20 protein-coding genes and 7 tRNA genes are annotated in these 20,851 nt (G+C 66.4%); 11 read left to right on the forward strand and 16 right to left on the reverse strand.

Features of this window, described 5'->3' with window-relative positions; translation table 11 throughout:
* Nucleotides 1–304: 304 nt before the first annotated feature.
* Together V3B30_RS03955 and V3B30_RS03960 are read right to left on the reverse strand one after the other, a co-directional pair.
* A complete protein-coding gene (locus V3B30_RS03955) occupies nucleotides 305–658 on the reverse strand; it encodes a GNAT family N-acetyltransferase (protein ID WP_262083121.1) in 354 nt (117 codons plus the stop codon).
* A gap of 70 nt (nucleotides 659–728) precedes the next feature.
* Nucleotides 729–814 (reverse strand) — tRNA-Leu (locus tag V3B30_RS03960).
* Between the two features lie 133 nt (nucleotides 815–947).
* Here V3B30_RS03960 and V3B30_RS03965 point away from each other — a divergent pair.
* Nucleotides 948–1,328 (forward strand): response regulator, encoded by a 381-nt coding sequence (locus tag V3B30_RS03965; RefSeq protein ID WP_188485166.1) that lies wholly within the window; start codon nucleotides 948–950, stop codon nucleotides 1,326–1,328.
* Nucleotides 1,329–1,397: 69 nt separating this feature from the next.
* Nucleotides 1,398–1,595: a hypothetical protein gene (locus V3B30_RS03970; RefSeq protein WP_075677767.1), complete on the forward strand. Its 198-nt coding sequence runs from the start codon at nucleotides 1,398–1,400 to the stop codon at nucleotides 1,593–1,595.
* A 45-nt stretch (nucleotides 1,596–1,640) separates the two neighbouring features.
* Here the strand turns inward: V3B30_RS03970 and V3B30_RS03975 are convergent, their stop codons facing one another.
* Nucleotides 1,641–2,597, reverse strand: coding sequence for an SOS response-associated peptidase (locus V3B30_RS03975; protein WP_262083120.1), 957 nt, complete (start codon nucleotides 2,595–2,597; stop codon nucleotides 1,641–1,643).
* Between the two features lie 77 nt (nucleotides 2,598–2,674).
* Between V3B30_RS03975 and V3B30_RS03980 the strand changes: the two genes are divergently transcribed.
* Nucleotides 2,675–3,091 carry a GNAT family N-acetyltransferase gene (locus V3B30_RS03980; RefSeq protein WP_100473175.1) on the forward strand — a complete coding sequence of 139 codons (417 nt, stop codon included), beginning with the start codon at nucleotides 2,675–2,677 and terminating at the stop codon, nucleotides 3,089–3,091.
* Between the two features lie 139 nt (nucleotides 3,092–3,230).
* Here V3B30_RS03980 and V3B30_RS03985 read toward each other — a convergent pair.
* From V3B30_RS03985 to V3B30_RS04015, 7 genes are all read right to left on the reverse strand, one after another.
* A tRNA-Glu gene (locus V3B30_RS03985) sits at nucleotides 3,231–3,306 on the reverse strand.
* Between the two features lie 47 nt (nucleotides 3,307–3,353).
* A tRNA-Ala gene (locus V3B30_RS03990) sits at nucleotides 3,354–3,429 on the reverse strand.
* 46 nt (nucleotides 3,430–3,475) lie between these two features.
* A tRNA-Glu gene (locus V3B30_RS03995) sits at nucleotides 3,476–3,551 on the reverse strand.
* Between the two features lie 48 nt (nucleotides 3,552–3,599).
* Nucleotides 3,600–3,675 (reverse strand) — tRNA-Ala (locus V3B30_RS04000).
* A gap of 184 nt (nucleotides 3,676–3,859) precedes the next feature.
* A tRNA-Glu gene (locus V3B30_RS04005) sits at nucleotides 3,860–3,935 on the reverse strand.
* 54 nt (nucleotides 3,936–3,989) lie between these two features.
* Nucleotides 3,990–4,065: transfer RNA gene (locus V3B30_RS04010), tRNA-Ala, on the reverse strand.
* Between the two features lie 103 nt (nucleotides 4,066–4,168).
* A complete protein-coding gene (locus V3B30_RS04015; RefSeq protein WP_100473174.1) occupies nucleotides 4,169–4,567 on the reverse strand; it encodes a heavy metal-responsive transcriptional regulator in 399 nt (132 codons plus the stop codon).
* A gap of 186 nt (nucleotides 4,568–4,753) precedes the next feature.
* Here V3B30_RS04015 and V3B30_RS04020 point away from each other — a divergent pair, with 186 nt between their 5' ends.
* From V3B30_RS04020 to V3B30_RS04055, 8 genes are all read left to right on the forward strand, one after another.
* Entirely contained in the window at nucleotides 4,754–5,821 is a 1,068-nt protein-coding gene (locus V3B30_RS04020) for a helix-turn-helix domain-containing protein (RefSeq protein WP_100473173.1), read from the forward strand.
* 81 nt (nucleotides 5,822–5,902) lie between these two features.
* Nucleotides 5,903–6,706, forward strand: a complete 804-nt coding sequence (locus tag V3B30_RS04025; RefSeq protein WP_262084393.1) for a redoxin family protein — start codon at nucleotides 5,903–5,905, stop codon at nucleotides 6,704–6,706.
* Between the two features lie 30 nt (nucleotides 6,707–6,736).
* Nucleotides 6,737–7,579, forward strand: a complete 843-nt coding sequence (gene dsbG / locus V3B30_RS04030; RefSeq protein ID WP_100473171.1) for a thiol:disulfide interchange protein DsbG — start codon at nucleotides 6,737–6,739, stop codon at nucleotides 7,577–7,579.
* 511 nt (nucleotides 7,580–8,090) lie between these two features.
* Nucleotides 8,091–9,521 (forward strand): DcaP family trimeric outer membrane transporter, encoded by a 1,431-nt coding sequence (locus tag V3B30_RS04035; RefSeq protein WP_262084392.1) that lies wholly within the window; start codon nucleotides 8,091–8,093, stop codon nucleotides 9,519–9,521.
* Nucleotides 9,522–9,598: 77 nt separating this feature from the next.
* A complete protein-coding gene (gene adiC / locus V3B30_RS04040; RefSeq protein ID WP_014037589.1) occupies nucleotides 9,599–10,951 on the forward strand; it encodes an arginine/agmatine antiporter in 1,353 nt (450 codons plus the stop codon).
* A gap of 20 nt (nucleotides 10,952–10,971) precedes the next feature.
* The gene (locus V3B30_RS04045; RefSeq protein ID WP_100473168.1) at nucleotides 10,972–13,260 is read left to right on the forward strand and encodes an Orn/Lys/Arg decarboxylase N-terminal domain-containing protein; all 2,289 of its coding nucleotides are present in this window, start codon (nucleotides 10,972–10,974) and stop codon (nucleotides 13,258–13,260) included.
* Nucleotides 13,261–13,288: 28 nt separating this feature from the next.
* Nucleotides 13,289–14,191, forward strand: a complete 903-nt coding sequence (locus V3B30_RS04050) for a cation diffusion facilitator family transporter (protein WP_262084391.1) — start codon at nucleotides 13,289–13,291, stop codon at nucleotides 14,189–14,191.
* 99 nt (nucleotides 14,192–14,290) lie between these two features.
* Entirely contained in the window at nucleotides 14,291–14,725 is a 435-nt protein-coding gene (locus V3B30_RS04055; protein ID WP_262084390.1) for a RidA family protein, read from the forward strand.
* Here the strand turns inward: V3B30_RS04055 and V3B30_RS04060 are convergent.
* The 6 genes from V3B30_RS04060 to V3B30_RS04085 all read right to left on the reverse strand — a co-directional run bounded on the left by V3B30_RS04060 (nucleotide 14,722) and on the right by V3B30_RS04085 (nucleotide 20,812).
* Nucleotides 14,722–15,435, reverse strand: a complete 714-nt coding sequence (locus V3B30_RS04060) for an energy transducer TonB (RefSeq protein WP_100473165.1) — start codon at nucleotides 15,433–15,435, stop codon at nucleotides 14,722–14,724. The two genes, V3B30_RS04055 and V3B30_RS04060, sit on opposite strands and share 4 nt — an antisense overlap.
* Nucleotides 15,428–16,228: a ChaN family lipoprotein gene (locus V3B30_RS04065; protein ID WP_262084389.1), complete on the reverse strand. Its 801-nt coding sequence runs from the start codon at nucleotides 16,226–16,228 to the stop codon at nucleotides 15,428–15,430. Before V3B30_RS04065 ends, V3B30_RS04060 begins: the two co-directional genes overlap by 8 nt.
* Nucleotides 16,215–18,686 carry a TonB-dependent receptor gene (locus V3B30_RS04070; RefSeq protein WP_262084388.1) on the reverse strand — a complete coding sequence of 824 codons (2,472 nt, stop codon included), beginning with the start codon at nucleotides 18,684–18,686 and terminating at the stop codon, nucleotides 16,215–16,217. Before V3B30_RS04070 ends, V3B30_RS04065 begins: the two co-directional genes overlap by 14 nt.
* Before the next feature lie 64 nt (nucleotides 18,687–18,750).
* Entirely contained in the window at nucleotides 18,751–19,677 is a 927-nt protein-coding gene (locus V3B30_RS04075; RefSeq protein WP_262084387.1) for a FecR domain-containing protein, read from the reverse strand.
* Nucleotides 19,674–20,183 (reverse strand): sigma-70 family RNA polymerase sigma factor, encoded by a 510-nt coding sequence (locus V3B30_RS04080; protein ID WP_262084386.1) that lies wholly within the window; start codon nucleotides 20,181–20,183, stop codon nucleotides 19,674–19,676. Before V3B30_RS04080 ends, V3B30_RS04075 begins: the two co-directional genes overlap by 4 nt.
* A 122-nt stretch (nucleotides 20,184–20,305) precedes the next feature.
* A complete protein-coding gene (locus V3B30_RS04085; protein WP_100473161.1) occupies nucleotides 20,306–20,812 on the reverse strand; it encodes a hypothetical protein in 507 nt (168 codons plus the stop codon).
* Nucleotides 20,813–20,851 lie beyond the last annotated feature (39 nt).

Here is a 20,851-nt window from a genome sequence, read left to right on the forward strand (position 1 = left end):
GCATTCCCCCGCCCCCAGCTCCGGCTGGGATCACGATAGGCAGAAGTAGGTGAGGCTGGCAAGAAAAGTGTGAGCTACGTCTATTTTAAACCTTGCCGTAGATCGCAGTTGTGTGTCATCGAGGTGACGCAGAGCCTTCCACCTGGGCATACATCCAGAAGTCACGGGGCTGTCCCCGAACCCGCCGGTAAGCGCGCAGCAGGCCTTCGCGCTGCATGCCGAGGCGTTCCAGCACGGCGATCGAGCGGGCGTTGCTGTCCAGGACGGTCGCCTGGATACGGACCAGGGCGTGTGCGGCACGGCCTCATTCGAGCACCGCGCGTGCTGCGTGCGTGGCCAGTCCCTGACCCTGCCAGCGCGGATCGAGATCATAGGCGAGTTCGCCGCGGCCATGCGACAGGTCGATTCCGTTCAGGCCAACGGTGCCGATCAGCTGGTCGTCGGCGTTCACCAGCGCCCAGCGCTGGTCCGTTGCCGTGGGCAGGTAACTGGCGATCTGGCGTCGCAGTGCCATTTCGGAAACGTCGCCCCAGCTGGTGTGCCCGGTCACGCCCGGCAGCGAGAGATAGCGGGACCAGGCGGCAGCATCATCCACGTGCAGTGGACGCAGCCGTGCGGGCAGCGTTGCAGGGAGCGTGGGCAGGGCGGGCGTTGGCATCGTCGCCAGTGTCGGCGCCCCGGCCCTGAAAATGCAAAAGGCCAGGTCGGGGACCTGGCCTTTGATGCAGTGGTGCCGGTGAAAGGACTCGAACCTTCATGGGGTTACCCCCGGCTGATTTTGAGTCAGCTGCGTATACCATTCCGCCACACCGGCAGGCAGCGTGCGAGTGTAACCGAGGTCGGCGGGAGATGCATAGTAGGAGGGCCTATCAGGGCGGTTCCTGTCGGCATTGGCTCCTTGGTAGCTATACTCCCAGTGTGCAATTGCCTCCAGGAGGGGGTAGCTGATGACAGTGTTGCAGGACCTGAGGGTGCTGGTGGTCGAGAACGACGAAATGAGTGCAGCCCTGCTGCAGATGCAGCTGGTGCATGCCGGTGCGACCGTGGTCGGGCTCGCAGCGAGCGTGTCCGAAGCCCTGCAGCTGCTCGAGCAGAGCACCCCGGACGTGGCCCTGCTGGACTACCGGTTGGCCCGCAACGAGACCAGTGAGCCGGTGGCCGCAGCGCTTTCGGCACGTGGCATTCCGTTCGTGCTGGCCACCGGAATGCTGGCCGAGCAGCTGCCGGCGCCGATGTTGGCGGGTCTGTTGCTGGTCAAGCCGTACCTGTCAGCCGATCTGTCGCGGGCGCTGGCGCGTGCGGTTGGCCGCTCCAGCGTCCAGGCCTGAGCCGCTCGCCGTGCACCGGCGGGGGTATGCTGCTGGGGCCTGAATGCTCAGGCCTACAAGGAGAGTGGCATGCAGAAGTGGATCAAGCGCATGGTTGCTGCGGGTGTCCTTTCGATGGCGGTCTTCGGTGGTACGGCGTCTGCCGCATGGTGCGGCCAGCCCTGTTTCCAGCTCTACAAGAGCTGCATCGCGCGCGGCGGTGAAGTTGAGCAATGCCTGCAGGAACAGGCCTTCTGCGAAGAGGCGATGTGCGGCGGCAACCCCTGAACCAGGAACCCCGCCCAGGCGGGGTTTTTCAATTGCGCCTGGCGCTCAGCCCGCTTCCTCGTACACGTAACGGATCTCCTCGCGGTCATCGAGGATCTGGTACTGGCGCGCCAGGTCATCCGGGTCGGGATTGAGCCAGGCGTCGAGGTGTTCCCTGCGGATCGGTACCACGCCGCGGTCATGCCCGGCCGCGGCGACGTCGCTGGAAGGTGCGTCGGTGATCGTGGCAAACGACAGCAGGCGGCCTTCCGGTCCTTCCCATTCCGCCCAGAGGCACGCCAGCAGCAGGTCGCGGGGCGGAACGGGACGGAATTCGAGCACCACGTCCTGTTCCTTTTCGTCGGCACCGAGGGTGCGGCCGGCGATGGCGTGGCGTGGCACGTGCTCGTAGAACGCCTGCACCACTACCACGCCGTGGCGCAGTCCGAACGCACCCCGCCAGTAGCCCTCCAGGCTGTCGCGCCGCGCATTGTAGGTGCCGGGGTACAGCACGTCGTTGCGCGCCGGCTTGTCCGGCAGCCGGCACTGGTAGCGCATCGGCTTGATCACGCGCTGGCCGTTCTCGCTGACCATCACCGGCGCGTAGGTGCCAGGGAAGATGCGGTTGTCGCGCGGCAGCAACTGCACCCGATGCAGGTCCTCCAGTCGGGCCTGCGCGCGCTCGATGCGGTTGCCGGCCACGCGCAGGTCATGGCGTGCCTTCTGCGTGGGCCGGGTGGCCAGCGTGGCATGGGCGATATCGCGTCGTTCGCGTTGCCGGGCCAGTTCGGCCTCCAGTGCCTGCCGCTCCTGCGCATGCCATTGCTGGATCTTCGTCACGATGTCCCGTCCCTGTTCGGTACGCGCGCCGGCGAATCCGTCATCCATCGCCTTCGGGGTCTTCGGCCGCTTCTTGCCCGGATCGTGTGCGTACAGTTCGGCGAACTCTTCCAGCGACAGGATGGCGCCGAACTCGCGTACCAGCTTGGCGTAGTCAGCGCGGATAAGGGCGGAATAGCACATGGGACTGTGGAGGGCCTGGGTCGCAGCAGCTGCGACGTGGATGCGGCAGGATAGCCCGACCTACAGGGAGATACCGCATGAACGATTCCATCGCCTGCCAGTTCCGCGAAGCCGTGCCCACGGTCGAGGACTACTGCCAGCTGCGTGTACTGGCCGGCCTCAGCGCCAAGACCCGGGAAGCAGCTGCGCGCGCACTGCCCAACACGCTGTTTGGTGTCTGTGCGTACCAGGGCAGTGAGCTGGTGGCAATGGGGCGCATCGTCGGCGATGGCGGTTGCCATCTGCAGGTCTGCGATATCGCGGTGCTGCCGCGGCTGCAGGGGCAGGGACTGGGCAAGGAGGTGATGCGGCGCCTGGATGGCTGGATGCAGGCCAACCTGCCGCCATCGGCGTACGTCAGCCTGCTGGCCGATGGCGAGGCGCATCGGTTGTACGCCCAGTTTGGTTTCGCACCCACGGCACCAGCATCGATCGGGATGTATCGGCGGTTCTGAGCCGTAATCGGGGTGAAGCCATCCACGATGGCGTGGATCTACCGGGGACCTGCAGTAGATCCACGCCATGCGTGGATAGGGCCTTCCCAGGAATCGCGGGCAAAGAAAAACCCCGGCCGAAGCCGGGGTTTCCAAGAATTGGCGTCCCCACGGGGATTCGAACCCCGGTCGCCACCGTGAAAGGGTGATGTCCTAGGCCTCTAGACGATGGGGACGCACGAAAACTTCAAGTTGTAGAACCTTCGACGGCCTAATGTCGAAGTGGTGGAGCCAAGCGGGATCGAACCGCTGACCTCCTGCATGCCATGCAGGCGCTCTCCCAGCTGAGCTATGGCCCCAATGAAACTCCGGATGATCTGCCGGGAGCAGAGTCCGTTTTGAAACTGGCGTCCCCACGGGGATTCGAACCCCGGTCGCCACCGTGAAAGGGTGATGTCCTAGGCCTCTAGACGATGGGGACGCACGAAAACTTCAAGTTGTCGAACCTTCGACGGCCTACTGTCGAAAGTGGTGGAGCCAAGCGGGATCGAACCGCTGACCTCCTGCATGCCATGCAGGCGCTCTCCCAGCTGAGCTATGGCCCCGTGTTGCCGAGCCGCCTATCATACCTGCGTGTTCACGTTTGTGGAAGCTTTTTCAGAACTTTTTTCGTTCCGGTTCAACCGCTGCCACCAAGGCAGGGGACCCGCAACGCCACAACCTGAATGCCGGTAGGCGGTGAACAAAAAAGACCCGGTTATCGGCCGGGTCCTCGTTGTTCGTGATGAGTGGCGTCCCCACGGGGATTCGAACCCCGGTCGCCACCGTGAAAGGGTGATGTCCTAGGCCTCTAGACGATGGGGACGCAATTCTCATCAATGTTCTTTAGCGACCTTTCGGCGGCCTAATGCCGAAAGATTGGTGGAGCCAAGCGGGATCGAACCGCTGACCTCCTGCATGCCATGCAGGCGCTCTCCCAGCTGAGCTATGGCCCCACGTCGCTGAGGAGCGAAATAATAGCCTTGCCCCAGGGGGTTGGCAAGCATTTGTTGCACTTTTCTTCACGCGCGTTGCGAGGCGGATGGTGGTCGTCCGTACTCAGGGGGCGTCGTCGGTCAGTGCCGCCAGGATGGGGCATTGATCCAGTGTGCCGTGGCCGGGGCAGGCGTCGACCAGCTGCGAAAGCGCGGTGTGCATGCGCTGCAGTTCGGCCATGCGCTGCGCGATGTCCCTCAGTCGGGCCTGCGCCGTGTCGCGCACGCTGCCCATGTCCTGCGGGTGGCGGTCACTGAGCGCCAGCAGTTCGGCGATTTCTTCCAGGCTGAAACCCAGCGTTTTGGCACGGCGGATGAAGCGCAGCCTGCGCAGGTCCTGCTCGCCGAAGATGCGGTAGCCCCCGGCTGAGCGTGCCGCCGTGGGCAGCAACTGCTGGCGCTCGTAGTAGCGCACCGTATCGATCGGTACGCCGGCCTGGCGCGCCAGTTGACCAATGTTCATGGGGGATTCCTGCAGATGCCGCCGGCCATTGTGAAGCCTTGAGTCTGGTCCAGGGTCAAGGCCCCGCCGATGAGGGCGCATTCAGCGCACTTTGCAACTTTCTTCATAGCCCCACCCTCGAGGCAGTTCCTACCCTGCGCCTGAACCGGCCGCTGGATGGCCTGCAACGAACCGAGGAGATGGTCTGTGGAAGGATTCAGAAACGAAGGATTCGTCGAGGTCGCGGTGGTCGAGTACCCGGGAGGCGACCCATCGGCCGCCTCCGTGCTGACTGAAATGGCACATGTGGCCAACCGGCTTGCCCAGCAACAGCGCCGTCCGTTCAAGCGTGTCCTGGTGACCCGCTGGATCGTGCCGGCCAGCCAGACCGGCGTGCATCGCATCGCCGGCGCGGAGATGCTCGAGGCAGACATTCCCGCTGTAATCGCCGTGCCTGGCCAGATCAGCCAAGGCGTCTGCCTGCGTGCCGATGAGGTCCTGCTGGATTGGCTGCGCGCGCACTACGACGGTGGCAGTCTGCTGGCGGCGGCCAGCGATGGTGTCAGCATGCTCGCGCGTGCCGGTCTGCTGGCCGGGCGCACGGTCAGTGGGCCGGACCTCGGGCGCCATCCCGGCCTGCAGGGGCAAGCTGCCAGCTGGGTACCCAGTGAGCGCGCGCTGGTCGATGATGGCGACCTGCTGACGGTGGCCGGTTCCCAGGCGTGGCGTTTCCTCGGCCTGCGACTGCTGTATCGGCTGTATGGCCAGGGGGTGGCGAGTTCCGTGGCGCAGCAGCTGGGAATCACGGTGCCGGCAGCCATCCAGCAGGATCTGGAGCGCTTCAGTGCCAACTTCGCTCACGGTGATCGTGATGTGCTGAAGGCGCAGCGCTGGCTGCATACCACGGCTGCGCGCGGCGCCACGCTCGGCGCGATCTGTGAGGTTTCCGGACTGGAGCCGCGGACCCTGCAGCGGCGCTTCCTGAAGGCCACGGGGCTGCGTCCTATCGAGTATTGCCAGCGGTTGCGTATCGCCAAGGCGCAGACGCTGCTGCAGCAGGGGGCGGGGATCGATGAAGTGGCCTGGGGCGTGGGCTACGCCGACCAGAGCGCCTTCCGCCGCCTGTTCCTGCGCATCGTCGGAATGACGCCGGCCAACTATCGTCGGCTGGTCAACAACAAGCGGCGCGAGCGGCCGCTGTTGTCATCGGTGGCGGGCAGCCTGCGCGGGCTGCAACCGGTGCCTGGCATGCAGATGCCGCGCAGCGCGGCCTGATGCCTGCGGTGGGCGTCGCGCTTGCAACCTGGGCGCGACGCCTCGACCATGCAGGCAACGGATGTTGGAACAGGTGGGCTGATGTCGAGTGTTGGGCCGGTGCCGATGCCGGTGGTGTTGATCCTGATGTGCGTGCTGCTGGCCATGGCGGTGGCACATCTGTGGCCGCGTCGGAAGGACGGGATGGCAGTGCCTTCCGCGGCAAGCATGGTCTTGGACATGTTGCTGATCGGCCTGCTATGCGGACGCATCAGCTTCGTGGCCTTGAACTTCGCGCTCTATCGTGAGGCCCCCTGGAGCATCCTGCAGATCGCCGATGGTGGGTATCACCTCACGGTCGCGCTGGTTGCAGGCCTGGCATGGGGTGTCTGGCGGCTGAGGCCATGGCATGCATTGCGTGCGCCGGTGCTGGCGGGGGCGCTGGCGGGCGTGGTGCTCTGGGCGGCGGGTAGCCACCTGCTGGCGGCATGGCAGGCACAGCGGATGCCGCTGCCGGCGGTGAACGTGGCCGATCTGCAGGGGCGCGTGATCGACCTGCAGCAGTTCCGGGGCAAACCGGTGGTACTGAATCTCTGGGCCAGCTGGTGTGGCCCCTGCCGACGCGAAATGCCGGTGCTGGCATCCGCACAGCAGACGTATACCGAGGTGCAGTTTGTGTTCCTCAACCAGGGCGAAACCCTGGATGAGGTCCAGGGTTTCCTCGCCAGCGAACGACTGGTGCTGGGCAACGTGTTGCTGGACGATGACGCTGCCGCTTCAACCGTGCTAGGCGTGCAGGCCTATCCTTCCACGCTCTTCTTCGATGCCGACGGGCGCCTGCGTGAACTGCACCTGGGCGAACTGACTGCGGCCGGTCTTGAACACAAACTGCGCCGGCTGCGGTAGCCTGCCCGGGCATCTCACTACGGAGTTCCCATGTTGTCCACTTCCCTGCGCATCGCTCCGGCGGTGCTGTTGCTGCCGGTCATGCTGGCATTGGCCGCCTGCAGCCAGGCCCAGACCCCACCGGGCAAGACGGCGGCAGCACCGGTTGCGAGTGCTCCGACGTCCGCGGCCAAAGGTGACCGTCCTGCGGTGCTGAAAGGCATCGAGAAGCACGGCTTCGAAGTCGTTGCCGAGTTCGATGCACCGGGCGGCCTGCGTGGCTTCGCTGGCGTGGTGGGCGGGCAGCAGCCGGCCGCAGCCTACGTCACCGCCGACGGCAAGCACGTGCTGGTAGGCAGCCTGTTCGATGCCGAAGGCAATGATGTGGCCGCCGAGGCGGTGGAAAAGCTGGTCGCTGCACCGATGTCGGCCAAGATGTGGACCAAGCTGGAAGCCAGTGCATGGGTGCGTGACGGCAAGGCCGATGCGCCGCGCGTGGTCTATACCTTCAGCGATGCCAACTGCCCCTACTGTCACAAGTTCTGGGAAGCAGCACGGCCGTGGGTCGACGCCGGCAAGGTGCAGTTGCGTCACATCATGGTCGGCGTCATCCGCGAGGACAGCCCGGCCAAGGCGGCGGCCATCCTCGCTGCCCGTGACCCGAGCGCGGCGCTGCTGCAGAACGAGCACGATTTTGATCGTGGTGGCATCAAGGCGCTGCCGAACATCAGTCGCGAGATCGCTGGCAAGCTCGACGCCAACCAGGTGCTGATGATCGAGATGGGCTTCCAGGGCACGCCGGGCATCCTGTTCCAGGACGCGCAGGGCCAGGTGCAGCGTCGCGCCGGCTTGCCGCAGGGCGCTGACCTGCAGACGGTGCTGGGCCCGCGCTGAGTCGCGCCTCTCATCGGAATGACCCACGGGCCCGCATGGCAGCATGCGGGCCTGTTGCTTTCCGTGATCAGGATCGATGTGCGGCCTGCGCATCATCTGTTCGTCGTCACGTCTGAATAGTGACTGACATCAAGCCTCGTGCCTTGATTCCAATCAAGGCCAAAAACGACAGGCGGATTAGCCTGTGACGCATGGAATACAGCGTCAATGCGCGATGGATGCCGCGCTCGCCAGGCCCTGATCGGGGTCGGTCGGCTCAGCCATTCACGACACTCTCACCCTATGCTTGTTACCCAGACCGCTGCGGTCGCCACCTCTCTGGCAGTGCGGCCTTGATGGAGTCGACATCGGTACAGGCAGGGCAGTGTCACGGTCCTGTTGCCTGTCATGCGCAGGCTGTCCGTTGTCGTCGACGCAGTATCCGCATTTCCAGCAACGGCGGCGCGAGGCCGGGGTGGCACATGCGTGCGTCCCGTCAGCGCGAATCAAGTGTTCGTCCAGGGAGGATGCAATGCGCGTGGCGGTACTGAGTCTGGCCTGCTTGACCGCACTGGCGATCACGCCAGCGTATGCGCAGCAGGATGGTCAGGAAGATGCGCAGGCGTTGCGAAAGGAGATCGCTGCCATGCGCCAGGCGCTGGAAGGGATGCAGCAGCGCCTGGATCGGCTGGAGCAGCGTGAGGGGGCCGTAGCGGCCAGGGCGCAGGTGCCGCCGCCGATGGCTGCAGCCGCCAGCAGCGCCAACCTGCTGCATCCCACCCAGGTGCCGGGCGTGGCGCAGCCGGTGCTGCCGCAGCGCGAATCAGTGGCCGACCCGTCCACCGCTGCGTCGCGACCGGACAGTGCGGCCGGCCCGACCGATCCGGACCTGAAGGGCTTCTTCGCCATTCCCGGCACTGACACGATGATCCGCATCGGCGGCTACGCCAAGCTGGATGCCATCGCCGATTCGCGTGCAGCCGGCGACGAGGACCAGTTCATTCCTTCATCGATGCCGGTGGGCGGTCGCCATCGTGACGTCTCCAATTTCAACATCCATGCCAAGCAGACCCGCTTCAGCTTCGAGGCGCGACGTCCGACCACGCACGGCAACCTACGCTTCTACCTGGAGAATGACTTCTTCGGTAGCAGTGACGGCTACGAATTCCGCCTGCGCCATGCCTATGGCCAGCTCGGCAATACCTATGCCGGCTACGGCTATTCCAGCTTCATGGACCCGGACAGCCTGCCCGATACGCTGGATTTCGCAGGGCCCGGCGGTGCCGGATACCTGCTGGTGGCGGGCATCCACCACAGCTTCGCAATAGGCAAGGGCAACATCCTGACTGTCGCTGCCGAAGATCCGAAGACCGAACTTGCTGGTGCCACCGATGAGCGGGGCGCGGTAAACCGGTTGCCTGATGTGACGGTGACCGCGCGCATGGAGCGTGACTGGGGCCACCTGCAGCTCGGCGCAGTGGCACGAAGCCTGGCCTATGACGGCGATGGCGTGCGCGACCGGCGCGTGGCCGGCGGTCTGCAGGTGAGTGGATCGGCGTCCGTGGGTGAGCGCGATCTGCTGCTGTTCGGTGTCTTGGGTGGGCGTGGTCTCAGCCGCTACACCGCCGACCTGACCGGCTCCGGGCTGGACGCGGTAGTCGGTACCGATGGCCGCCTCGATGCGCTGGATCTGCACGGCGGCTTCGTCGGCTACACCCACTACTGGTCCGGGCTGTGGCGTTCGAACGTGATCTTCGGCCAGCTGACCCTGGAGCGGAATGCCGCACTGGCGGCCGACGCATTCCGGCAGAGCCGCTACGGCGTCTTCAACCTGATCTGGAGCCCGGCGCCTTCGTGGACGATGGGCATGGAGCTGCTGTACGGCCGCCTTGAACAGCAGGGCGGTGCGCGCGGCGACACGGTCCGGGTGCAGGGCAGCCTGCAATACAACTTCATCAAATAGGCGCCAGCGGTCGTATGCCAGCGTAACCCGTCCCCACGCCCGGCTGCACCGGGCTCATGCCAGTACTGGAGATTGTCATGGCAGAAGCAAAGAAAATCGGGGTGGTCGGAGCCACCTTCCTCGTCGCCGGCAACATGATGGGCTCAGGCGTGTTCCTGCTGCCTTCCAGCCTGGCCAAGATCGGTACCGCCTCGATCTGGGGCTGGCTGATCACTACCGCGGGTGCGCTGCTGCTGGCCTTCGTGTTCGCCAAGCTGGGCAAGCTGGCACCGAAGGCGGGTGGCCCCTACGCCTACGCGCGTGACTGGTTCGGACCCTACATGGGCTTCCAGACCAATACCATCTACTGGTTCGCCAACTGGATCGGCAACGTCGCCATTCCGATCGCGGCGGTGGGCTACTTCAGCTATTTCTTCCCGATCCTGTCCGAGCCACTGGTGCGCTGCATCGCGGTGCTGGTGCTGGTGTGGGCACTGAGCTTCGCCAACATGATCGGCCCGGCGTTCGTCAGCCGGGTGCAGACGGTCACCACCAGCTTTGCGCTGGTGCCGATCCTGGGCATCGCCATCTTCGGCTGGTTCTTCTTCGATGCCGACATCTTCAAGGGCGCCTACAACGTGTCGGGCGAGTCCAACTTCGGCGCGATCTCCAGCGCTGCAGCACTGACCCTGTGGGCCTTCATCGGTGTCGAGTCGGCCTCGGTGACGGCTGGCGTGGTGGAGAACCCGGAAAAGAACGTGGCCCGCGCCACGCTGGCCGGTGTGTTCCTGGCCGCCATCGCCTACATCGCCAGTTCTTCGGTGATCATGGGCATGGTGCCGAACTCGGAACTGCAGGTATCCGACGCGCCCTTCGCGCTGGCCGCGGCCAAGGCGGTCGGTGGCTGGGGCGGTGCGCTGGTCAGCCTGTGCGCCTTCATCGGTGCCGCCGGTTCGCTGGGTGGCTGGATCCTGTTGACTGCGCAGAGTGCGAAGGCGGCCTCCGATGATGGCCTGTTCCCGAGCATCTTCAGCAAGACCAACAAGGATGACGTGCCGGTCAAGGGCGTGCTGATCGTGGCCGTGCTGATGACCCTGGCGGTGCTGGTCACCTCCACCTCGGAAACCGCGTCGGCCCAGTTCGACGTGATCACGTCGGCGGCCGTGGTGCTGACCCTGCTGCCCTACATCTACTCGTGCGTGGCGTGCTACTTCGTGGTCGAGCGGTCGCACACCCTGGTCCACACCGGTGCGTTCTGGACCCTGACCAGCCTGACCGTCGTGTACTGCCTGTGGGCGATCTACGGCTCGTCGGGAACCATCGTGCAGTACGCCTTCCTGTTCGTGCTGTTCATCACCGTGTTCTATCCCTTCTTCAGCGAGGAGCGCCGCCAGCAGCGGCAGCGCGCCCGTGAGGCCTCGGCCATCAGCGCCGGCGCCCAGCGTTCCTGAGTTCGACAAGGAGAATCAACGTGTACTTCAAGTCCCTGGACTATCCGGTCATTGTCATCGACAACGACTACGAGTCGCCGCGCATCGGCGGCATCCTGATCCGCGCCCTGGTGGAAGAGCTGCGCGGCAATGGCCAGCGCGTGCTGTGCGGCCTGAACCTCGATGATGCCCGTGCTGGTGCCCGCACCTACGTGGCGGCCTCGGCAGTGCTGATCTCGATCGACGGCAGCGAAGAAGTGGATGGCGAGTTCCAGCGCCTGACTGCCTTCCTGCGCGAGCAGAGCGCACGCCGCGCCAACCTGCCGGTGTTCCTGTACGGCGAGCGCCGCACCATCGAGAAGGTGCCGAGCAAGCTGCTCAAGTACATCCATGGCTTCATCTTCCTGTTCGAGGACACCAAGAGCTTCATCTCGCGGCAGGTGATGCGCGCGGCCGAAGACTACATGAAGAACCTGTTGCCACCGTTCTTCAAGGCGCTGATCCATCATGCGGCCGAGTCCAACTACTCCTGGCACACGCCCGGCCATGCCGGCGGCGTGGCGTTCACCAAATCGCCGGTCGGCCGCGCATTCCACCAGTTCTACGGCGAGAATACCCTGCGCAGCGACCTGTCGATCTCGGTGCCGGAGCTGGGCTCGCTGCTCGATCACACCGGCCCGATCAAGGACGCCGAGAACGAAGCCGCGCGCAACTTTGGTGCCGACCATACCTTCTTCGTCACCAACGGCACCTCCACCGCCAACAAGATCGTCTGGCATGGCACGGTGGCGCGTGGCGACGTGGTGTTCGTCGATCGAAACTGCCACAAGTCGCTGCTGCACGCGCTGATCATGACTGGTGCGGTGCCGGTGTACTTCACCCCCAGCCGCAACGCGCACGGCATCATCGGTCCGATCAGCCTGGATCAGTTCACGCCGGAGTCGCTGCAGCAGCGCATCGCCGCCAATCCGTTGGCCAGCCAGGCCTACAGGGCCGGTTCCAAGCCGCGCATCGCGGTGGTGACCAATTCGACCTACGACGGCCTGTGCTACAACGCCGAGAAGATTGCCGATGAGATCGGCAGCGCGGTCGACTTCCTGCATTTCGACGAAGCCTGGTACGCCTACGCCGCGTTCCATCCGTTCTACGAGAACCACTACGGCATGGCCAAGGGCAAGCCGCGTGAGCAGGATGCGATCATCTTCACCACGCATTCGACCCACAAGCTGCTGGCGGCGTTCTCGCAGGCATCGATGATCCACGTACGCAATTCGGCGCAGCGCAACCTGGATGCCGAGCGCTTCAACGAGTCGTTCATGATGCATACCTCGACCAGCCCGCACTACGGGGTGATCGCGGCCTGTGACGTTGCCTCGAAGATGATGGAGGGCGATGCCGGCCGTTCGCTGGTACAGGAAATGCACGACGAGGCCATCGCCTTCCGCCGCGCGATGCTGCACGTGCGCGATGATCTCGGCCGCGATGACTGGTGGTTCAGCGTGTGGCAGCCCACCAAGCTCGAGCGCAGCCTGGACAAGGGCGATACGCCAGCACCGCTGGTGGCCAAGCGCGAGGAGTGGTACCTGCAGCCGGATGCGCACTGGCACGGCTTCGAGAACCTGGTTGATGACTATGTGCTGATCGACCCGGTCAAGGTGACCCTGCTGACCCCGGGCCTGGCGATGGACGGCAGCATGGGCAAGCTGGGCATCCCGGCGGCAGTGCTGAGCAAGTTCCTGTGGGGCCGCGGCATCACCGTGGAAAAGACCAACCTGTACTCGGTGCTGTTCCTGTTCTCGATGGGCATCACCAAGGGCAAGTGGAGCACCCTGGTCACCGAGCTGATGGCGTTCAAGGAGCTCTACGATCGCAATGCGCCGCTGAGCCAGGCACTGCCGACGCTGGCCGCCGATTATCCGAATGCCTACGCCGGCTGGGGCCTGCGTGACCTGTGCGACGCGCTGCATGCGTTCAACCAGGAATTTGCCGTGGCCAAGGTGATGCGCGAGATGTACGTGGATCTACCGACCCCGGTGATGACCCCGGCCGATGCCTACAACCACCTGGTGAAGGGCGAGATCGAGCGGGTCGACATCGAGCTGCTCAGTGGTCGCGTCGCTGCGACCATGCTGGTGCCGTACCCGCCGGGCATCCCGACCATCATGCCGGGCGAGCGCTTCGGCGACAGCGACGAGCCGATCATCCAGTCGCTGCGCATCGCCCGTGAGCAGAACGCCCGCTTCCCGGGCTTCGAATCGGACGTGCACGGGCTCATCATCGAGCAGGAGGGGGATGCGGTTTCGTACAAGGTGGAGGTGCTGAAGGCCTGACCCGCAACGGTCGGCGCTTCGGCGAACGATGGATACCGCGCGCGAGCAACGCATCCTGAAGTTCTCGATCGGGGTCACCCTGGCGGTGAGCGCGGCCGGCTTCGGCGGTGGCCTGCTGGTGGGATCACAGGCCATCCTGTTCGACGGCGTGTACAGCCTGGTCGACGTCGCCCTGACCCTGGTGTCGTTGTCGGTGCTGCGGCTGGTGGCGCGGGAACAGAGCCCGCGCTTCCAGTACGGCTACTGGCACCTGGAGCCGATGGTCGAGGCACTGGGCGGTGTGATCCTGTCGCTGGCCTGCGTGTATGCGCTGGCCAACGCCGTGATCGGCCTGACCACGGGCGGGCACGAGGTGAAGTTCGGGCCAGCGCTGTGGTGGGCGGCGCTGCTGAGTGCCAGCAACCTGGCGATGGCGGCGTTCGTCGCGCAGCAGGCGCGGCATCTGCGCTCCGCTCTTTTGTGGTTGGATGTGCGCGGCTGGCTGCTGGGTGGGTTGATGAGCCTGGCGGTGGTGCTGGCCTTCGTGTTGGCGCTGGTCCTGCACGGCGGTGAGTGGCACCACTGGGTGCCGTACCTGGATTCGATCGTGCTGGCGCTGATCAGCCTTGCGGTGCTGCCGGTGCCGGCGCGCAGCGCGTGGAAGGCCATGCGCGAAGTGCTGCAGGTGGCACCGGATGATCTGGACCGGCGCGTGCAGCAGGTGATGCAGGCGTTCGTGGCCGAGCGTGGCTATGCCGGTTTCACCAGCCATGTGGCGAAGATGGGGCGGATGCGCTTCATCGAGATCCATGTGCTGGCTGACCCGACCACGCCGCTGGGGTCGGTGGGCGAAGTCGATGCGATGCGCGATGAGATCGCGGTGCGGCTGGATGCCCGCGGCAGTACGTTCTGGTTGACCATCGATTTCACGGCGGATCCGGCGTGGACGTGATCGTTGCGCGTGGCGAACCGATCTGTTGCACGGACGCTGTTTGACCTCAACCCGAGTTTAGGTTGCAGACTGCCTCGCATCCCCCACGAGGCATGCGGCATGAACCTGCTGACCACCCCGGACCGCGGCCATGGCCTGCTGGAACTGTTCAATCCTCCCGGGCTATACGACCCTTCGGCCAACGGGTACTCGCACGTGGCCGTCGTTCGCCTGCCGGCGCGGGTAATCCATATCGCCGGGCAGGGCGGTGAGGATGCCGATGGTCATCTCTCCCCCGGTTTCGAGGAACAGGTCGAGCAGGCACTGGACAACCTGCAGATTGCGTTGCGCTCGGCGCAGGCCAGCCTGGCTGATGTCGCACGGTTGCGCATCCTGGTGGTCGACCACGACGAGGACCGGCTGGGCATCATCGCCCGGCAGGTGCGGCAGCGTTGGCCGAACCGTGCTGCACCGACCTGCACACTGATCCCTGTGCCACGGCTGGCGCTGGACGGCATGCTGTTCGAGATCGAGGCGGAGGCTTACACGGCCTAGCGCAGGTAGTACTCGACCGGCACCACCAGTTCCTGCGGTGCCTTCAGTTCATCGGGAATGGGCGGCAGCGGCTGCGCACGACGGAATGTCTGCAGCGCGGCGGCGTCGAGCATCGGCTGGCCACTGGACTGCTCCAACCGCAGCGCCAGCAGCCGACCTTCGCGGTCGATGCTGGCCCTGACCCAGGCCGTACCCTGCTGCCGGCGTGAACGTGCGGCGGCGGGGTAGTAGCGGTAACGCTCCAGCCGCGCCATCAGGCGGGCTTCCCACTGGTCGCTGGCGGCGCCGGCCTGGAAGTCTGCCGGTGGTGCGTCGGGAGCGGGCGGCGCGGCCGTGATCGATGCCGGTGCGGGACTTGCATCGGTCACGGCCGCAGGCGTGGCGACCGGCAGCGGTTGCCGGCCAGTGCCACCGTGTTCGCTGGCGGCGAGGTCGCCTTCGCGCGCAGCGGTGGGCGGGGGCGGCGACGGTGACCGGGTGGGTTGCGATGCGCGCGCCTGCTGCGCCTGGCTCGGGGTGTCTGCCTGGCGTTCTTCCACTGGCTGGGGCGGTGTCGCCGGCGCCAGCAGGCGCAGGCTGATGCGCACGTCCTGCTCAGGCGGCGGCAGCAGCGGCGGCGCGGCCACCCAGTGCACCAACAGCAGCAGGGGCAACAGGTGCAGGCCGATGCTGATGGCGACCGCCTGCCAGTGTTGGCCGCGCTCACTCATCGTCCAGCACCCATAGCAGGTCGGCGTCGGCCGCCTCGACGGTTTCACCCGGCGAGGCCAGTGCGATCACCAGCGCCGGTGTGTCCGCTGGCAGGTAGCCCGGCACGCCGGTACCGCGCAGTACATGCCAGCGACCGGCCACCAGCAGCGCGGGTGCAGGTGCCTCGGTCATTACCTGTGCCATGCGCCTGTCGCGGGCCTGTTGCACGGCCAGCATCCCTTCCAGCATCGGTGCTGCGTCCGCGTGCTGGGCCAGCACCACGGCCGACAGGCGTTGGCGGGCAGCGGCCACCGGGAACCGCACTGCATCAGCGGACGCAAGGTGCGCGTTGACCTCGGCGCGCGCGAGATTCCCGCCGAACAGGGGGATGCCGGCGGCGGTGGCGTCCTGCACCAGCCCGCCATAGGCGGTCCATGGCCATCGTGTATCCCAGCCCAGCAGCTCCTGCAGGCGCGCACCGTCGGCATGGTTGCCCTTGGCCAGCCAGCGCTGTACCCGCTGCAGGCGCGGCTGGCGTTCGCTGGCGATCATCTCCAGCACCAGCGCGCCTTGTGGACGCTGCTGCTGCAGAGACTGCAGCAGCCAGCGCTGGGCGGCGTGGTCACCGGCCAGGTCGTGGCGTTCGCCCAACAGCAGCCGCGGGGCGTTCGCTGCGCGCTTCACGAACGCCGCTTCGTCCAGGCTCTGGCCGCTGGCGAGGTCGAGCACCTTGCCGGGCATCGGCTGCGCGCTGGCCATCGACGCCAGCGCAAGCAGGCACAGCGGCCACCAGCGCCGGCTAGAACGCCACATTGACGCCCATCGAGACGGTGCGGCCACGGCCGTTGCCGCGGTCCAGGATCGGGCTGAAGATGCTGTCGATCGAGGCATTGTTGTCATAGGCCTTGTTCTGCAGGTTTTCGATGTTCAGCCACAGGGTGGTGTTGGCCTGGGGCTTGAAGCTGGCGTAGAAGTCCAGCAGCACGCCGGTGCCGCCGGTCTTGCGGGTCTGGAAGAAGTCGTAGCCTTCCTCGGTCGGGCCGGAGTACTCGGCGCGCAGGCCGGCCTGTACGCGCTGCTGCCACCAGCGGCCGCCCACGTCCAACGTCCAGTAGCGGTCGGGCAGGGCGGTGATGTCTTCAAGGTTGACGAACTCGATGGGCGGCGCGCTGGTGCGCGAGCGGGTCCAGCTCAGCGTGGCGTGGTAGTGCTCGCTGGCGTAGTGCGCTTCCAGCTCGATACCGCGCATGCGCACCACGCCCGGGTGGTTCATCCAGCGCGTGGTGGTGCTGAAGTCGTCCACGTCCAGCGCATCGGTCCAGGCAGTGAGCTGCGGATCGCTATCGATCGGCACCACGAATGGCTCCACTTCCGGCGGATGCACGATCAGCAGGTATTGCGGCTTGATGTAGTCGCGGATGCGGTTGTCGAAGCGGGTGACGCGCAGCTGGGCCAGGTCGCCGTCAACCAGCAGCGAGTCGGTGCTGAGGTTGGCGCCGAACTGCAGGTTTCGCGAGCGCTCACGGCGCAGGAACGGGTTGGCGCCCACGCCGTCGGCATCGCTCATGCCTTCCAGCGGGATTTTCTCGAAGAACATCTCCTGCACGCGCGGCGGCCGCGATGTGCGCGAGACTTCGGCGAACAGCTGCAGCCAGCCGGTGGCCTGCCACGAAACCGCCAGGCTGGGGCTGAGCGCGTGCTGGGTGCGGCGCACGTCGATGCCGCCGCCGTTGATCTCTGCGCACTGGCCGGGGACATCCGAGCACACCGGGACGTGGCCACGGATGCCATAGCGATCCTGGCGCAGGCCTGCGGTCAGCGCGTAGACGTCGTACTGCAGTTCCAGCGTACTGAACACACTGTCCAGCTGGCTGCGGCCCTGGGGGTTGGCGCCGCGCAGAACCGGGGTATCGGCCACGTAGATGTCCGACTGGTGCTTGATGCCGGTGTTCCAGCGCGCCTGCAGCGCGCCGATGTCGAAGCGGCTGGTGTTGTCGAGGGTCCAGCTGCTCAGGCTGCTGTGGGTGCGGCGGCCGATGTAGCTGGAGTCCTCCACCGGCGGATAGAACAGCCGGGTCTTGTTGCTGGCGAAGGTCGCGCGCAGGTCGATCCACGGCGTGTAGGGCGTGTAGTGGTAACTCGCGCGCTGGTTACGCGCGGAAATCTGCCACGGGTAGTTGTGGTAGAAGTCGTTTTCGTATCGCATGTGGCTCAGGTCGAGCCGATGCTGGTCACTGGGCTGCAGGCGTGCTTTCAACAGCCAGCTGCTGGGCTGCTGGCTGCCGGGGTCGGCCTTGTTCTTCTGCCCGCGTGCGGTGGCGTACTCGCTGCTGCGACTGCTGCTGGCGGCGGCCAGCAGGCCGAACTGGCGGTCACCACCGTCCTCGCTGTGGCGCCAGGCACCGGCGAAGGTGCGGCCACTGCCGTAGCCGTTGTTGCCATGGCGATAGCCCGCGCGCAGGCCCCAGTCGCGGCCTTCGCCGAGCAGGTCGTCGATGTCCAGCGTGCGGAAGTTGGCACTGCCGGCCAGCGTGCCGGCGCCATCACCGCCGGCCACCGCGCCGCGCTGCACGTCCACGCCGGCCAGCAGGAAGGGGTCGACATAGGCGAACGGGCCGCCCGAGCCATGCCCGGCATTGTTGCGGAAGGTCTGGGTGACACCGTCGATCATTGTGTTGACCCGGCCAGCGCCGGTCATGCCGCGGATGTTGACCTGCAGGCCGGGCTGGCTGCGCGAATGGAAACTGTGGGTGCCGGGCATCGAACGCAGCAGGCTGTTGCCGTCCTGGCGTTCGGCCATTGCCACGCGCTCGCTGCCGACCGCCGGCGCGAAGCCATCGCGCGTGGCTGGCACATACTGACTGGCGCCCGCACCGGGAGAATGACCGTTCGCGGTATCACCCTGCACGCGCAGAGGGCCGGTTCGACGGCTGCCATCGGCGGGTTCGGCCGGCGCCGGTTCCAGCGTGGCGCGGCGTGGGTCGATGAAGCGGGGGCGCAGGCCGCTGCCCGCCAGCAGGCGCGACAGGGCCTGAGCATCGTCGAACTGTCCGCGCAGCGCCGGCGCTGTCTGGCCGCCCGGCAGAGCCGCGCCGATCACCAGGTCGACACCGGTCAACCGGCTGTAGGCGTCCAGTGCGCTGGCCAGCGGTTGTGCAGGAAGATCGAAGTGGCGGGTGGCGGCCTGCGCATGAGCGCTGGCGGACAACAGCGGAAGCGGACTGGCGCAGGCCAGTGACAGGGCGAGGACAAGGGGGCGGTGAAACAGCATCGGGGGCTCCAGGGGCTGACGCAGCGCGTCGTCATCCTGGGTAGACGCAGCGGCAGGGCCGATGTCAGGGTGCATCGCGATGTCCCCTGCGTGGTGGCAGCCAGACCTGCACGCCCGCGCCGAGGCGGAGCACGCGCACATGCAGCTGCGTGGCCAGCTGGTCCCGGCTGCGCGCCGCACCGTCAGCGCTGCCGAGCAGGGTGACCGGCTGCTGGCGGAGGTGTGCGCCGATGATCCAGGTATGGCCGCCATGCCAGCGATCCAGGTCCTGGGTGACCTCGGCCAAGGGCGTGGAGACCCAATGCAGGCGACGTTCGCGCCAGGCCAGCGCGCTCTGGCTGGGAGCCAGGCCGACGGTCGCTGCCTGTCCATCGAAGCGCAGCTGCTGCCCTTCGATGGCCTGTTCACTGCGGCTGCCGCTGTCCACGCGGACGCGATGCTCGGTGACGGTGACCACGCTGTCGTTGTGCTGCACGGCAAGGTCGAAGGCGGTGCCGAGCGCGGTGACCGTGCCGTGCGCCGTATGCACCTGGAACGGATGCTGCGCATCGGCGGCTACCTTGAACCAGGCCTGGCCATGCTGCAGCTGCAGCTGGCGGCGCTGTGCATCGATGCGGACATGGACTTCGCTGCCGGGCGAGAGCAGCACGTGCGAGCCATCCGGCAGGACTTCTTCGCGGATCTCGCCCGACGCCGTGCGCATTACCTGGGCGGCTGGTGGCGCGGCCTGGCGGGTATACAGGCCCAAGGCACAGAGCAGCAGCACGGCAGTGCCGGCGTCGCGCAATCGTCGGCGCTGCCGCTTGCGCTGGTGCCGCTGCAGGCTGGGCGTCGCATCACCGGCCTGCCAGAGCGCCTGCAGATGCTGGTACTGCGCGGCGTGGCGGTAGTCAGCGTGGTACCACTGGTTGAAGGCGCGCTCGTCGCGGCCGCCGTCGTGGCCGTCCAGCCACCAACGCGCAGCCTCGCGCGCGATCGCATCCTGGCTCATGCGCCGGGTACCTGCTGCAGCGCAACCAGCGCACGCAGCAGATGGCCGTGCGCGGTCTGCCGGCTGATGCCCAGCTGGCGGCCGATCTCGGCCAGTGCCATCTGCTCCACCCGTGCCAGCAGGAATACCTGGCGCGAGCGCGGAGGCAGCGCGGCAATGACAGCGTCGAGGTGGCGCAGCTGCTCGTTGTCGAGCAGGCGCTGCTCCGGCAGGGGGGCAGGATCGGCGATGGCGTGCAGTTGCGCCTCATCCAGGGCCTCTTCGCGCCGGCGTTGGCGCTGCCGGTAATGATCGGCGATCAGATTGTGGGCGACGCGGTACAGGTAAGCGCGGCCATTGCTCAGCAGGCCACTGGCGGCGACTTTGACGACGCGCAGCCAGGTTTCCTGGACGACGTCATCGGCGTCGCAGCGTTGCGGGAGTTTGCGGCGGACATGGGCGTGCAGCGGCCGGTAATGGGCCGCGCACAGCTGCGCGACATCCGTCGGTTCGACAGGCGTGGACACGGGGCGGGCGACAACTGGGAAAGGGAACAGCCCGCGGCGGCAAGGGCAGCGGCTGCACCTTACAGCAAAAGAGAATCATTTGCATCTATAGATGGGCATGGCACACCTGCGCGGACGCGGGATCAGCGCGGGCGATAGTCGCAGTGGATCTGCAGGGCTTCGGTGGGGTTGTGGTGCAGCTCGAAGCCGCAGTGCTGCAGGCCGTGCTTCACCCGCGCGATCGCTTCTGCATGGCGGGCGACGCGACGATCCTGCCAGCGCGGCGGGGTGAACACGCCCAGCGGCAGCAGCCGCAGTCGCTTGCCGCGCAGTACCAGTGAGACATCGATATGACGGCCATCGATATCGTGGCCGTTGGCGCCGAAAATGGCATCGACTTCATCGTGCCGTTGCGGATAGCAGGTGCGGAAGAGGGTGATACCGAGCCGCCGCACCAGGCGCCGGAAGCCGCCGAGGCGGCTGTGGCGGGGCTCGAAGCCCCGGGTGAGCAGCAGGCGCAGTTCGGCAGGCAGCAGTGCCTGTGCCTCGAGCAGGCGTTGCAGCACCTCTGCGTCGATCTGGATATGGCGGGAGGGCCAGCGCGGGGCGACATGCAACCCGTGGTGGCTGCCGCGGTGCAGGGTCAGCATGCGTGAAGCTTCGCATGTGGGGAAACAGCCGGGGTAGTG

This window comes from Stenotrophomonas sp. SMYL41 (genome assembly GCF_036319965.1).
Taxonomy (GTDB): domain Bacteria; phylum Pseudomonadota; class Gammaproteobacteria; order Xanthomonadales; family Xanthomonadaceae; genus Stenotrophomonas; species Stenotrophomonas maltophilia_R.